Origin of the sequence: Achromobacter xylosoxidans (assembly GCF_014490035.1) — a bacterium.
In the GTDB taxonomy this organism is placed as follows: domain Bacteria; phylum Pseudomonadota; class Gammaproteobacteria; order Burkholderiales; family Burkholderiaceae_B; genus Achromobacter; species Achromobacter bronchisepticus_A.
Map to the genome: position 1 here is coordinate 5,669,477 of NZ_CP061008.1, position 13,269 is coordinate 5,682,745.

11 protein-coding genes are annotated in these 13,269 nt (G+C 66.4%); 5 read left to right on the forward strand and 6 right to left on the reverse strand.

The window, feature by feature from the left end; translation table 11 throughout:
* Positions 1–54: 54 nt before the first annotated feature.
* The 6 genes from IAG39_RS26325 to IAG39_RS26350 form a co-directional block, all read right to left on the reverse strand.
* Positions 55–1,050, reverse strand: a complete 996-nt coding sequence (locus IAG39_RS26325) for an ABC transporter ATP-binding protein (protein ID WP_118932369.1) — start codon at positions 1,048–1,050, stop codon at positions 55–57.
* Entirely contained in the window at positions 1,047–2,027 is a 981-nt protein-coding gene (locus IAG39_RS26330) for an ABC transporter ATP-binding protein (RefSeq protein ID WP_059371606.1), read from the reverse strand. Before IAG39_RS26330 ends, IAG39_RS26325 begins: the two co-directional genes overlap by 4 nt.
* Before the next feature lie 7 nt (positions 2,028–2,034).
* Complete coding sequence (locus IAG39_RS26335; protein WP_059371605.1) at positions 2,035–2,949, reverse strand: ABC transporter permease; 915 nt, start codon at positions 2,947–2,949, stop codon at positions 2,035–2,037.
* Positions 2,949–3,938 (reverse strand): ABC transporter permease, encoded by a 990-nt coding sequence (locus IAG39_RS26340; protein ID WP_059371604.1) that lies wholly within the window; start codon positions 3,936–3,938, stop codon positions 2,949–2,951. Before IAG39_RS26340 ends, IAG39_RS26335 begins: the two co-directional genes overlap by 1 nt.
* An 84-nt stretch (positions 3,939–4,022) precedes the next feature.
* Complete coding sequence (locus tag IAG39_RS26345) at positions 4,023–5,594, reverse strand: ABC transporter substrate-binding protein (RefSeq protein WP_059371603.1); 1,572 nt, start codon at positions 5,592–5,594, stop codon at positions 4,023–4,025.
* A gap of 189 nt (positions 5,595–5,783) precedes the next feature.
* Complete coding sequence (locus tag IAG39_RS26350; RefSeq protein ID WP_118932370.1) at positions 5,784–6,281, reverse strand: MarR family winged helix-turn-helix transcriptional regulator; 498 nt, start codon at positions 6,279–6,281, stop codon at positions 5,784–5,786.
* A 369-nt stretch (positions 6,282–6,650) separates the two neighbouring features.
* On the opposite strand from IAG39_RS26350, the gene IAG39_RS26355 reads away from it, so the two are divergent.
* Genes IAG39_RS26355 through IAG39_RS26375 form a run of 5 tightly spaced genes read left to right on the forward strand, consistent with a single transcriptional unit; the run spans position 6,651 to position 13,266 of the window.
* A complete protein-coding gene (locus IAG39_RS26355; RefSeq protein WP_059371602.1) occupies positions 6,651–8,873 on the forward strand; it encodes an indolepyruvate ferredoxin oxidoreductase subunit alpha in 2,223 nt (740 codons plus the stop codon).
* A gap of 13 nt (positions 8,874–8,886) precedes the next feature.
* Positions 8,887–10,431, forward strand: coding sequence for an indolepyruvate oxidoreductase subunit beta family protein (locus IAG39_RS26360; RefSeq protein WP_118932371.1), 1,545 nt, complete (start codon positions 8,887–8,889; stop codon positions 10,429–10,431).
* A 26-nt stretch (positions 10,432–10,457) separates the two neighbouring features.
* Positions 10,458–11,435: a PDR/VanB family oxidoreductase gene (locus IAG39_RS26365; RefSeq protein ID WP_059371600.1), complete on the forward strand. Its 978-nt coding sequence runs from the start codon at positions 10,458–10,460 to the stop codon at positions 11,433–11,435.
* A gap of 23 nt (positions 11,436–11,458) precedes the next feature.
* Positions 11,459–12,778 (forward strand): aromatic ring-hydroxylating dioxygenase subunit alpha, encoded by a 1,320-nt coding sequence (locus tag IAG39_RS26370; protein WP_059371599.1) that lies wholly within the window; start codon positions 11,459–11,461, stop codon positions 12,776–12,778.
* Positions 12,775–13,266: an aromatic-ring-hydroxylating dioxygenase subunit beta gene (locus IAG39_RS26375; protein WP_118932372.1), complete on the forward strand. Its 492-nt coding sequence runs from the start codon at positions 12,775–12,777 to the stop codon at positions 13,264–13,266. Before IAG39_RS26370 ends, IAG39_RS26375 begins: the two co-directional genes overlap by 4 nt.
* Positions 13,267–13,269 lie beyond the last annotated feature (3 nt).

Genomic DNA, 13,269 nt, shown 5'->3' on the forward strand with positions numbered 1-13,269 from the left:
GCGCCGGACGGCGGGTTGCGGCCGGCATGGCCGCGCAACCGCGCCGTCCGCGAATCAGACCGAGATCCGCCCTTCCTGCACGGCGTGGCAGGCCACCACCGACACTCCCGCAGCCATCGCCACCGGCGCCTCGGACTTGCAGCGCTCGTTCGCATGCGGGCAGCGCGGATGAAAGGTGCAGCCCGACGGCGGGTTCAGCGGATTGGGCACCTCGCCCGCCACCGCGGTGCGCGGCTTGCCCGCGCCATTGATGTCGGGAATGGCCTCCAGCAGCATGCGCGTGTACGGATGCCGCGGCCGCGCGAACAGCTCGTCGCGCGGCGCCACCTCCACCATGCGGCCCAGGTACATCACCCCCACCCGGTCGGCCACGTGGTGCACCACCGCCAGGTTGTGGGAAATGAACAGATAGGTCAGCCCCAGGTTGCGCTGCAGATCCTTCATCAGGTTCAGCACCTGCGCCTGCACCGACACGTCCAGCGCCGAGGTCGGCTCGTCGCACACCAGGAATTCCGGATTCACCGCCAACGCCCGCGCGATCGAGATGCGCTGGCGCTGGCCGCCTGAAAACTGGTGCGGATAACGGCCTTGGTCGGCCGGGTCCAGGCCCACCTGCTTGAGCAGCTCGCCCACGCGCGCGCTGCGCTCGTCAGGCGTCATGGCGGTATGGGTCAGCATGGGTTCGGCGATGATGCGGCCCACGCGCCAGCGCGGATTCAGGCTGGCATAGGGATCCTGGAAGATCATCTGCAGGCGCTTGCGCAAGGCGCGGCCGCCCGGCTCCGACATGCGCGACAGCGGTTGGCCGTCAAAGCGGATATCGCCGCGGGTCAGACCGTACAGCCCCACCAGCATGCGCGCCACGGTCGACTTGCCGCAGCCCGATTCGCCCACCAGCGCCAGCGTTTCGCCGCGCGCGATCTCGAACGACACCCCATCGACGGCGCGCAGCATCACGCGCGGCTTGCCCGCCAGCTTGCGTTCCAGCCACGGCGGCGACACATCGAACCAGCGCGCGGCGTCCTTTACTTCCACCAAGGGCGTCGTCATGCGGCCACCTTATCGTTGTTGTCGTGCAGCCAACAGGCCGCGCGGGACGTGCCGGCCGCCATCAGCTCCGGACGCTCCACGCCGCAGCGCGGCAGGCGCTGGCCGCAGCGCGGATTGAAGGCGCAGCCTGGCGGAATGGCGTTCAGGCGCGGCATGCTGCCGTCGATCTGCACCAGCCGTTCGGAATGCCCTTCCAGCGACGGAATCGATCCCATCAGCCCCGTCGTGTAGGGATGGCGCGGCTTGTGAATCACGTCGGCCACCGGGCCGATCTCGGCCACGCGGCCCGCGTACATCACCGCGACGCGGTCGGCGGTCTCGGCGATCACGCCCATGTCGTGCGTGATCAGCATCACCGCCGTACCATTTTCGCGGCACAGGCGCTTGAGCAGTTCGATGATCTGCGCCTGGATCGACACGTCCAGCGCGGTCGTGGGCTCGTCCGCCACCACCAGCTTGGGTTCGGCCGCCAGGGCCAGCGCGATCACCACGCGCTGGCGCATGCCGCCGGAAAACTGGTGCGGGTAATGGTCGATGCGTTCCCGCGCGGCCGGAATGCCAGTCGATGCCAGCAGCTCCACCGCCCGTTCGCGCGCCTGGGACCAGCTCAAGTCCAGGTGCGTCACGATGGTTTCCGCCAATTGCCGGCCCACCGTGTACAGCGGGTTCAGCGAGGTCAGCGGATCCTGGAACACTGCCCCGATCTCGCGGCCGCGCACGCGGCGCATCTGCTCGTCGGGGAGGTTGTCGATGCGGCGGCCCGCCAGCAGGATCTCGCCCGCGGCGATGCGCCCCGGCGGCTCCAGGAGGCCGATGATGGATGCGCCGGTCAAGGATTTGCCGGCGCCGGATTCGCCCACTACGCCCAGGACTTCGCCAGCCTGGATGGAAAAGGACACGTCGTCCAGGGCGCGCAGCGTGCCGCGGCGCGTGGGGAATTCCACGCGCAGATTGCGGACTTCTAGAAGTGCGCTCATGTAAACCTCAATTCAGCCGGGGGTTGAGCGCATCGCGCAGCCAGTCGCCTAGCAAGTTGACCGACAGCACCAGCAGCACCAACGCCGCGCCGGGGAAGATGGTGATCCACCATTCCCCTGAAAACAGGAAGTCGTTGCCGATGCGGATCAGCGTGCCCAGCGACGGCGCGGTCGGCGGTACGCCTACGCCCAGGAACGACAGCGTGGCTTCCGTGATGATGGCCGTGGCCAGATGCACCGTGGCCAGCACCAGCACCGGACCCAGCACATTGGGCAACACGTGGCGGAACATGATGACGGGCGAGGCCACGCCGATCACGCGCGCCGCCTGCACGTATTCGCGGTTCTTCTCCACCAGGGTGGAGCCGCGCACCGTGCGCGCATACTGCGGCCAGCCCGCCAGCGCGATCGCGCCGATCAGCACCGGGAAGGCGATCAGCTCGTGCAGATCGCGCGGCACCGCCGCCCGCGCCACGCCGTCGATCAGCAGCGCGATCAGAATGGCGGGGAACGACAGCTGCACATCGGCGATACGCATGATGAAGGCGTCGATGCGCCCGCCCGCGTAGCCCGAGATCAGCCCCAGCACGATGCCGATCACCATGGACAGCAGCACCGAGGCCAGGCCGATCAGCAGCGACACGCGCGTGCCGTACAGAATGGCCGAGTACAGGTCGCGGCCCTGGCTGTCGGTGCCCAGCAGATAGGTGGGCAGGCCATTGGCCTCCCAGGCGGGCGGCAGCAAGGCGTCCAGCAGTTCCACCTTGGTCAGGTCGAACGGGTTGTGCGGCGCCACCCAACCGGCCCCGAAGGAGCCGATCAGCAGGAGCGCCAGCATCACGGTGGCGACGATGGCCACGGGCGCCCGGCGCCAGGCCCAGGCGATGTCGCTGTCCCACCAGCGTTTGAGTACGGCGCGCATCAGTGAGCCCCCCCGCCGCGGGTCAGCCCGGAACGCAGGCGCGGGTCCACGACAAAATACAAAAGATCGACGATCAGGTTGATCACCACGAACACCAGCGCAATCAGGCACAGGTAGGCCGCCATGACCGGCACGTCGGCGAATTGCACCGCCTGGATGAACAGCAGGCCCATGCCCGGCCACTGGAACACGGTTTCCGTGACGATGGCAAAGGCGATGATGCCGCCCAGCTGCAGGCCGGTGATGGTGATGACCGGCACCATGGTGTTCTTCAGCGCGTGGCCGAAGTGGATGGCGCGGCGCTTCAGGCCGCGGGCGCGGGCGAACTTGATGTAGTCCGAACGCAGCACCTCCAGCATCTCCGAACGCACCAGGCGCAGCACCAGGGTCATCTGGAACAGCGACAGGGTGATGGACGGCAGGATGAGATGCTTCCAGCCCGTGGCGGTGAACAGGCCCGAGGACCACCAGCCCACGCTCACGGTGTCGCCCCGCCCGTAGCTGGGCAGCCAGCCCAGTTGCACGGAGAACACCAGGATCAGCAGGATGCCGATCAGGAAGGTAGGCAGCGACACGCCCAGCAGCGAACCGGCCAGCAGCAGCTGGGACAGCAGGCTGTTGCGCTTGAGCGCCGTGTACACGCCCAGCGGCACGCCCACCAGCAGCGCCAGCAAGGCGGCCACCATGGACAGTTCCAGCGTGGCCGGCAGGCGGGATTTCAGCAGGGTGGAAACGGGTTCGCTCTGGCGCAGGGATATGCCGAAATTGCCCTGCAGGGCGTTGGCCACGAAATGGCCGAATTGGACGATGGCGGGCTCGTTCAGCCCCAGGCGCTCACGTAGTTCGATGCGCTCGGCATCGGTGGCGTCCTGCCCCAGCATGATGGTGACAGGGTCGCCGACGTATTGAAAAAGCACAAAGGCCAGTAGCGCGACGGTGAGCATCACCGCTACGGCCTGCAACAGGCGACGCAGTATGAAAGCAAACATAGGCGGAAAAGGCGTAACAGCGAAAACCCGTCGGCCTGTTCACCATGAACAGGCCGACGGGCTGCGCCGTTTGATTAGCCTGGATCAGTCAACCTTGACCCAATCGGCAACGAGGCGATTGTCGGCACGGTGGATGACCGTGACGTTCTTGCGCATGGCCCAGGGAATGACCTGGTCGTGCAGCGGGATGTGGCCGAAGTCCTTGGCGTGCCCTTGCAGCACGGTGATGATGTCGGCATCGCGCTTGGCCGGATCGGTTTCCGTCTTGATCCGGTCGATGATGACGTCCAGTTCCTTGTTGCTGTAGTTGCCCAGGTTGTACATGCCGTCAGCGCCCTCGCCCTTGGTGCGGATCAGGTTCTGCAGCGTGTACATGGCGTCGAACGTGGGCACGCCCCAGCCGAACAGGTAGGCGCTGGTGTCGAACGACTGCACCTTGGGGAAATAGGTGGAACGCGGCATGGCGTTCATGGTGGCCTTGACGCCGACCTTGGCCCACATGCCGACGACCGCCTGACAGATGGCTTCGTCGTTGATGTAGCGGTTGTTCGGGCAGTCCAGCGTGAAGTTCAGCGTGCCGTCGTAGCCGGCTTCCTTCAGCAGGGCGCGGGACTTTTCCGGATCGTAAGGCACGCGCGCTTGCAGCTGCTGGGCCCAACCGTGCACCTGCGGCGCGATCATCGTGCCGGTGGGCGCGGACAGGCCGCGCATCACGGCGCGCTTGATGGCGTCCACGTCGATGGCGCGGTACAGCGCCTCGCGCACGCGGATGTCCTGGAACGGGTTCTTGCCCTTGATATTGGAGTACTGGAGTTCCGGACGCTTCTGGTCCAGGCCCAGGTAGATGGTGCGGTACTCGTTGCCTTCCACGACCTTGGCCGACTGGCGCAGGCGGTCCAGGTCCTGGGCGGCGGGATCCAGCACGAAGTCGATTTCGCCCGACAGCAGCGCCGCGGTGCGCGTGGCGTTCTGCTTGATCGGCGTGAACACGACCTCGGTCACGTTGCCGACCTTGCCGCCCTTGTTCCACCAGTCCTTGTTTTCCTCGAACACCGTGCGCACGTCCACTTCGCGCGACTTCAGCTTGTAGGGGCCGGTGCCGTTGGTATTGCGCGCGGCGTAGGTCTCTTCCTTGTTGACGTAGTCCTGCGGCTTGGCGACGTTGTTCTTTTCCGACCAGGCCTTGTTCATGATGAACACGTTGGTCAGCTGGCGCAGCAGCACCGGATTGGGCGCCGAGGTTTCGATCTCGACCGTCAGGTCGTCGATCTTGCGCGCTTCCTTGATGCCGGTGGTGTAGGCCTTGTAGTTCGAGGTGGGCGCCATGGCGCGGTGGATCGAGAACACCACGTCGTCGGCGGTAAAGGCGGCGCCGTCGTGGAACTTCACGCCGGGGCGCAGCTTGAAGCGGTACAGCGTGGGCGAAACCTGCTCCCATTCCGTCGCCAGGCGCGGGTTGACCTTGAAGGACTTGTCGTAGTCCACCAGCGGTTCGTAGACATAGCTGTTGGCGGCGATGGTCATGCCTTCGTTCTGCGAGTGCGGATCGAAGGTGAGGATGTCGCCCTGGGCGGCCCAGCGGAAGGTCTTGGCCTGCCCGATCGTGGGCACGGCAACGGCGGCGGCGATCGCGATAGCAATCAAAGTGCGGCGCATAGGTTCAACTCCTGACTGTAGTCTGAATACCGGCGCGATATTGCCTAGCCGCAAGACCTCCGTCAATTGAGGGTTTATGCGTACCGTAGACGGTTTTCACAGAGGGAGAACCAATAGGGGACACATAAGCTTGTAACAAAATAATCGAAGTAAACAGTGTTGGGCATGCGGCCCGCCCCTGTCCCCCGTCTATTCCTCGTCCGGCGCCGACAATTCCAGCGGCACGTGCTCGGTCATCAGCACTTCCAGCATGTCGATCAGCATCGCGGCCCTTTCCTCGCCGAACGGGGCGAGCACTGCCTTCTGGTGCTGCAAGGCCTGTTCGCACAGCGCGGCGATCAGGTTGGTGCCCTTGGTCGTGATGCAGACCCGGGTCTGGCGCCGGTCCGCCCGCACGCCCGTGCGCGCCACCAGCCCTTCGGCCTCCATGCGCTGCACCACCTTGCTCAAGGTGGGCTGCTTGGTAATCGCCAGCACCGCCAGCGTGCCTATGGTTTCACCGGGACTGCCCTCCAGGCTGGCCAGCACCCGCCATTCGGTCACCGACAGGCCGGCCGCCTTTACCTGGAGATGGAATTCCGCCGAAATGCGCTGGCTGGCCTGCGCCAGCAGATAGGCCAGATAGCCATCGACGAAGCGACCTTTGTGCGCCGCCGCGTCCGTGTCCCGCTGCTTGTCCAACCGCATGTTGCTTTGCTCCCACGCACCGGAAACCAGGGCCGACGCGGCCCGACGAAATGCGCATTGCACCACGCTGGCGCAAACGCGCGCCATGATGTGCCGCAATGCTGTTGCGCAGCACAGGGTATACCCGGAATCGCAACCCGTTTTTGCACCACTACAGCGCCGGAACAGCGCTGCAAACTAGAGAACAACGAGTATATACGTCATTGTTTTAGCGTGATATTTTTTGTTTTCCATGAAATTTCATCTTTTTTATTGACAGCTAAAACGTTGACTCCTAAAGTATTTTTAAGACGAGATTTCCCTGACGTGACGATGCTGCAAAGCAGCAACCATTGAGGACCCGCAGGCCGGGCCGCGAAGGAGTGCCAGATGGCTGAAAGGTCTTTCAAGAAAGAAGTCCAGCAGTTGCGCATCGGCGCGGGCGAAGAGTTCCGCGGAGAAGGCATTCTTGCGGTCACCAAGGCCTTGCTGCAGTCCGGCGTGGGCTACGTCGCGGGCTATCAGGGTTCGCCGATCTCGCATCTGATGGACGTGCTGGCCGACGCCAACGACATCCTCCAGGAACTGGGCGTGCACTTCGAGGCCAGCGCCTCCGAAGCCACCGCGGCGGCCACGCTGGCCGCCTCGGTCATGTATCCGATCCGCGGCGCGGTCACCTGGAAGTCCACCGTGGGCACCAACGTCGCGTCCGACGCGCTGGCCAACCTGGCTTCCGGAGGCGTCACCGGCGGCTCGCTGGTCATCGTGGGCGAAGACTACGGCGAAGGTTCTTCCATCATGCAGGAACGCTCGCACGCGTTCGCCATGAAGTCGCAGATCTGGCTGCTGGATCCGCGCCCCAATCTGGAAAGCATGGTCAAGGCGGTGGAAGACGGCTTCGAGCTCTCCGAAGCCAGCAAGACGCCCGTGATGCTGCAGCTGCGCATCCGCGGCTGCCACGTGCACGGCCGCTTCATCGCCAAGGAAAACAAGCGTCCCGCCTTCTCGCTGGCGCAGGCGCTGGAAAGCCCGGCGCGCGACACCAGCCGCATCGTGCTGCCGCCTGCGTCCTTCCTGCATGAGCAGGAAAAGATCAAGGAACGCTGGCCCGCCGCCATCCGCTACATCAAGGAGCACAAGCTCAACGAGCACTTCGACGGCGACCAGGACGATATCGGACTGATCCTGCAAGGCGGCCTCTACAACGGCGTCATCCGCGCCTTGCAACTGCTGGGCCTGGCCGACAATTTCGGCAACAGCCGCATCCCGCTGTACGTCATGAACGTGACGTACCCGGTGATCGAGGACGAGGTCATCGATTTCTGCCGCGGCAAGCGCGCCGTGCTGCTGCTGGAAGAAGGCCAGCCGGACTACATCGAACAGAACCTGCACGCCGTGCTGCGCCGCGCCGGCATCGACACCAAGCTGTCCGGCAAGGACGTGCTGCCGATGGCGGGCGAATACACCACCCAGGTCATGCGCGACGGCCTGCGCGAATTCCTCAAGCGGCAGCGCCCGGAATCGCTGCAGACGCACCCCGCCGCCGCCGCCGACGCCCAGGCCGCGGCAAGCCAGCTCCAGATCACCGAAGTGGCGCGGCCCAAGCCCGCGCGTCCGGCCGAGCAGCCCATCACCTTCCACAAGCACGTCGAAGGCCTGGCGGCCGTGGTGCCGCCGCGGCCCGCGGGCTTCTGTACGGGCTGTCCGGAAAGGCCGATCTTCTCGGCCCTGACCCTGGCGCAGGAAACGCTGGGCCAGCACCACATCTCCTGCGACATCGGCTGCCACCTGTTCTCGATCCTGCCGCCGTTCAACCTGGGCGCCACCACCATGGGCTACGGCCTGGGCGCCTCCAGCGCGGCGGCCTTCAACGTGCCGGCCGCCAAGCGCCCCATCTCCATCATGGGCGACGGCGGCTTCTGGCATAACGGACTGTCCTCGGGCATCGGCAACGCGGTGTTCAACAAGTACGACGGCGTCATCGTCATCGTCGACAACTTCTACGCCTCGGCCACGGGCGGGCAGGACATCCTGTCCTCGCGCGCCGAAAATCCGGACCGCTCCACCAACAACCCCATCGACCAGGCCGTGCGCGGCGTGGGCGTGAAGTGGGTGCGCACGCTGGACCGCACCTATGACGTGGCCAAGGTGCGCGCCACCATCGAAGAGGCGCTGACCACCGACATCAAGGGTCCCAAGGTCATCATCGCGCAATCGGAATGCATGCTGAACAAGCAGCGCCGCATCAAGCCGCTGTTCAACAAGGCGGTGAAGGAAGGCAAGCGGGTGGTAAAGGAACGCTTCGGCGTGGACCCCGACGTCTGCACCGGCGACCACGCCTGCATCCGCCTGTCGGGCTGTCCGTCGCTGACGGTCAAGGACAGCGGCGACCCCTTGAAGGAAGATCCGGTGGCGCACGTGGAAAGCAGCTGCGTGGGCTGCGGCAACTGCGGCGAAGTCGCCCATGCCGCGGTGCTCTGCCCGTCCTTCTACCGCGCCGACATCGTCCACAACCCGACCGGCCGCGACCGTTTCCTGGCGCGCATGCGCACCGCCGTCATCGGCTTCCTGCAACGGCGCCGCGCCGCGCGCCTGGCCCACCACGCCCTCTGAGGATTCCAGTTCCATGAACCCGGCCGCTATGCAACAAGCCAATCCGATCAAGATCGCCATCCTGGCCATGGGCGGCCAGGGCGGCGGCGTGCTGGCCGACTGGATCGTCGACATGGCCGAGCACGCCGGCTGGTGGGCCCAGACCACCTCGGTGCCGGGCGTGGCCCAGCGCACCGGCGCCACCATCTACTACCTGGAACTGCTGCCCGAAGCCGAAGTGCAGCGCGCCGGACGGCAACCCGCGCTGGCGCTGATGCCCACCCCGGGCGACGTCGACCTGGTGGTCGCCGCAGAACTGATGGAAGGCGGCCGCGCCATCCAGCGCGGACTGGTCACGCCGGAACGCACCGTGCTGCTGACTTCTTCGCACCGCAGCTACGCCGTCAGCGAAAAATCCGCGCCCGGCAACGGCATCGCCGATCCCAACAAGGTGCTGGAAGCGGGCCGCGCCGCGGCCAAACGCTTCCTCTGCTTCGACCTGCAGGATCTGGCCGACCGCGCCGGCAGCGTCATCAGCGCCAGCCTGTTCGGCGCGGTGGCCGGCAGCGGCGCCCTGCCCTTCTCGCGCGACGACTTCGAAGCCACGGTGCGGCGCGCCGGCCTGGGCGTGGAAGCCAGCCTGCGCGCCTTCGCGCTGGGCTACGAGTCCGCCGACCAGGCGCCCGCGCAGCCGGCTCCCATCGATCTGGCGCGGCCGGTGCCGGCCGTGCCGGAACGCGCCGCCAGCCCCAAGGCGCAGGCCCTGCTGGACACGATCAAGCGCGACTTTCCCGCCTGTGCGCAGCCCATGCTGGCCGCGGGCACGCGCCGCCAGATCGAATTCCAGGACCTGGCCTATGCCGCCGAGTACCTGCGCCACATGAAGGCCATCCGCGACCTGGACGCCGCGCATGGCGGCGAGGCCCGGCAATGGGCGCTGACCTGTGCCGCCGCGCGCTACGTGGCCACGGCCATGGCCTACGACGACGTGATCCGCGTCGCCGACCTGAAGACCCGCGCCACGCGTTTCGACCGCGTGCGCCAGGAAGTCGGCGCGCGTCCGGACCAACTGGTCTACACCACGGAATTCATGCACCCGCGCCTGGAAGAAATCTGCGGCACGTTGCCGGCGGGCCTGGGCCGCTGGCTCGAAGGCTCCAAGGCCTTCGGCGGCTTCGTCGAACGCCGCCTGGGCCACGGCCGCCGCATGCAGAGCGGCACGCTGGGCGGATTCCTGATGCTTTACACCCTGGCGGGCATGCGGCGCTTCCGCCGCAGCACGCTGCGCCATCAGACCGAGGCCGCCGGCCTCGCGCAATGGCTGGACCTGATCGCCCGCCTGGCCCCGCGCGACTACGCGCTGGCCGTCGAAATCGTCAATTGCCGCCGCCTGGTCAAGGGCTATAGCGACACCCACGTGCGCGGCGGCGGCAAGTACCGCCAGCTGATCGCCGCGGCGGAACAACTGGCCGGCCGGCCCGACGCCGCCGAGACGCTGCGTTCGCTGCGCGAAACCGCGCTGGCCAACGAAAAATGCGGCCCCATGGAACGCCAGCTGGCTGAAAAGCTGGCGGCCTGAGACAAGCAAAGATAGGGACAAACGCCGTGCAGACACTGAAACTCATCGTCCGGGAAGTCCGGCAGGAATCGCCGCTGATCCGCTCGTTCCGGCTGGCGCGCGAGGACGCCGGCCCCCTGCCCGCCTTCGGACCGGGCGCGCACCTGAAGGTGACGGTGCCGGGCCTGCGCGAGCCGCGCTGCTATTCGCTGGTGCAGTTGGCGCCGGAAGCCGGCAAGTTCGCCCAGCCCGCGGAATACCGGCTCGGCGTGCGCCTGGAGGAAACCAGCCAGGGCGGCTCGCGCCACATGCATGCGCTGGCCGAGGGCGACACGCTCACGGTCGAAGGCCCGAAGAACGATTTCCCGCTGCACGAATCGCCTGCCGGCGACGAACCCGTGGTGCTGATCGCGGGCGGCATCGGCATCACGCCGGTGGCCTCCATGGCCGCCGCGCTCAAGGCCGCGGGCCGCGCCTTCCATTTGCATTACTGCGGCCGCAGCAAGGACCAGCTGGCCTTCCTGCCCGAACTGCAGGCCCTGGCCGGCGATGACCTGAGCCTGCACGCCGACGACGATCCTTCCTGCCGCTTCGACCTGCAGGCTCTGCTGGCCGCGTCATCGCCGCGCCAGCACCTGTACGTCTGCGGCCCCAAGGGCCTGATCGACGCGGTCATCCAGGGCGCGCACGCGCGCCACTGGCCCGACGCCCATATCCATTTCGAACTCTTCGCCACCGCCGCGCCGCAGGCCGGCGACCAGCCCTTCGAAGTCGAGCTGCGCCAGTCCGGCCGGGTGCTGACCATCCCCGCCGACAAGACCATCATCGACGTCATGGAAGAAGAAGGCTGCGACCCGATGTACGACTGCAAGCGCGGCGAATGCGGCGTCTGCCAGGCCACCGTGCTGGAAGGCGAACCCGACCACCGCGACTACTACCTCTCGGACACCGAGAAGGCCAGCGGCAAGATCATCCAGATCTGCATCTCGCGCGCGAAATCGGCGCGCCTGGTGCTGGACCTGTAGCCCCGACGCAAGGAAGCGCCATCATGGCCAAATACCGCGACAACCCCGACGCCATCCGCGCCCTGCTGCGCGACACCGAGGTGCACAAGGACCTGTTCATCGACCAGGAGCTGTTCGAGCTGGAGATGGAGCGCCTGTACGCCAACACCTGGGTCTACGTCGGCCACGACAGCCAGGTTCCCAATCCGGGCGACTACATCACCACCACGGTGGGCAACCAGCCGGTGGTGATGGTGCGCCACAGCGACCGCACGGTGCGGGTGCTGCACAACCGCTGCCCGCACAAGGGCACCATGGTGGCGGGCGACGCCTGCGGCAACACCGGCAAGTTCTTCCGCTGCCCCTATCACGCCTGGACCTTCAAGACCGACGGCAGCCTGCTGTCCATCCCCCTGAAGAAGGGCTACGAGAACACCGGCCTGGAAAACTGCGAAGCGAGCCAGGGCATGGCCGCCGTGAAGGACGTGAAGAACCATCGCGGCTTCGTGTTCTGCCGCCTGAACCCGGAAGGCCAGTCCTTCGAGGACTTCTTCGGCGAGTCCCTGTCCACCCTGGACAACATGGTGGACCGCTCGCCCGAAGGCCGGCTGGAAGTCGCCGGCGGCGTGCTGCGCTACATGCACCGCTGCAACTGGAAGATGCTGGTCGACAACCAGACCGACACCTGCCACCCGATGGTGGCGCACGAGTCCTCGGCAGGCACCGCCGTGAAGGTCTGGGAACAGGCGCCGGAAGGCACGCCCAAGCCCATGGCCGTCGAGTTGTTCGCGCCCTTCATCTCGCCTTACGAGTTCTTCGAGAACATGGGCATCCGCGTGTGGGAGAACGGCCACGGCCATACCGGCGTGTCGGACTCCATCCATGCCTCGTATTCCGGCATTCCGGGCTACTGGGACTCCATGGTGGCGGCCTACGGCGAGGACCGCGCCAAGCAGATCCTGGGCGACGTGCGCCACAACACCGTGTATTTCCCCAACATCATGGTCAAGGGCCCGATCCAGACGCTGCGCGTGTTCAAGCCGATCGCCGCCGACCGCACGTTGGTGGAGTCCTGGACCTTCCGCCTGGTGGGCGCGCCCGACCTGCTGCTGGAGCGCACGCTCATGTACAACCGCCTCATCAACGCGCCGACCTCGGTGGTCGGGCACGACGACCTGGAAATGTACGAGCGCGCCCAGGACGGCCTGCAATCGCGGGCGCGGGACTGGGTCAACGTGGGCCGGCTGTACTCGCCCGACGAGGTCGGCCAGAAGAACGTCGCCACCAATGGCACCAATGAATGGCAGATGCGCAACCAGTACCGCGCATGGGGCCGCTACATGACCGGAGCGGAGTCGGTATGAGCGCAAGCGACCGCGAGTTGATCGATTTTGTCTACGCCGAGGCGCGCATGCTGGACGAGCTGCGCTTCGAGGACTGGCTGAACCTGTACACCGAAGACGGCTATTACTGGATGCCGCTGGCCCATGGCCAGACCGATCCCAAGCTGCACGCCTCGCTCATGTACGAAGACAAGCTGCTGCTGCGCGTGCGCGTCGAGCGCCTGGCCGGCCAGCGCACGTTCTCGCAACAGCCCAAGAGCCGCTGCCATCACCTGCTGCAGGCGCCCATGGTGGAACACGGCCATCCCGATGCCGCCCCCGCCGAAGGCCGCCACGTGGTGCGCACCGCCTTTCATTACGTCGAGACGCGGCAGGACGCGCAGACGCTGTACGCGGGCTGGGCCACCCACCATCTGGTGGAGCGGGACGGCGCGCTGCGCATCCGGCTCAAGCGCGTGGACCTCGTCAACTGCGACGCGGCCTTCGGCAATATCCAATTGTTCATGTAGGAG

Coding starts and splice junctions, on each gene's coding strand:
- IAG39_RS26325 (WP_118932369.1), bottom strand. CDS start 1,050: ATGACGACGCCCTTGGTGGAAGTAAAGGACGCCGCGCGCTGGTTCGAT.
- IAG39_RS26330 (WP_059371606.1), bottom strand. CDS start 2,027: ATGAGCGCACTTCTAGAAGTCCGCAATCTGCGCGTGGAATTCCCCACG.
- IAG39_RS26335 (WP_059371605.1), bottom strand. CDS start 2,949: ATGCGCGCCGTACTCAAACGCTGGTGGGACAGCGACATCGCCTGGGCC.
- IAG39_RS26340 (WP_059371604.1), bottom strand. CDS start 3,938: ATGTTTGCTTTCATACTGCGTCGCCTGTTGCAGGCCGTAGCGGTGATG.
- IAG39_RS26345 (WP_059371603.1), bottom strand. CDS start 5,594: ATGCGCCGCACTTTGATTGCTATCGCGATCGCCGCCGCCGTTGCCGTG.
- IAG39_RS26350 (WP_118932370.1), bottom strand. CDS start 6,281: ATGCGGTTGGACAAGCAGCGGGACACGGACGCGGCGGCGCACAAAGGT.
- IAG39_RS26355 (WP_059371602.1), top strand. CDS start 6,651: ATGGCTGAAAGGTCTTTCAAGAAAGAAGTCCAGCAGTTGCGCATCGGC.
- IAG39_RS26360 (WP_118932371.1), top strand. CDS start 8,887: ATGAACCCGGCCGCTATGCAACAAGCCAATCCGATCAAGATCGCCATC.
- IAG39_RS26370 (WP_059371599.1), top strand. CDS start 11,459: ATGGCCAAATACCGCGACAACCCCGACGCCATCCGCGCCCTGCTGCGC.
- IAG39_RS26375 (WP_118932372.1), top strand. CDS start 12,775: ATGAGCGCAAGCGACCGCGAGTTGATCGATTTTGTCTACGCCGAGGCG.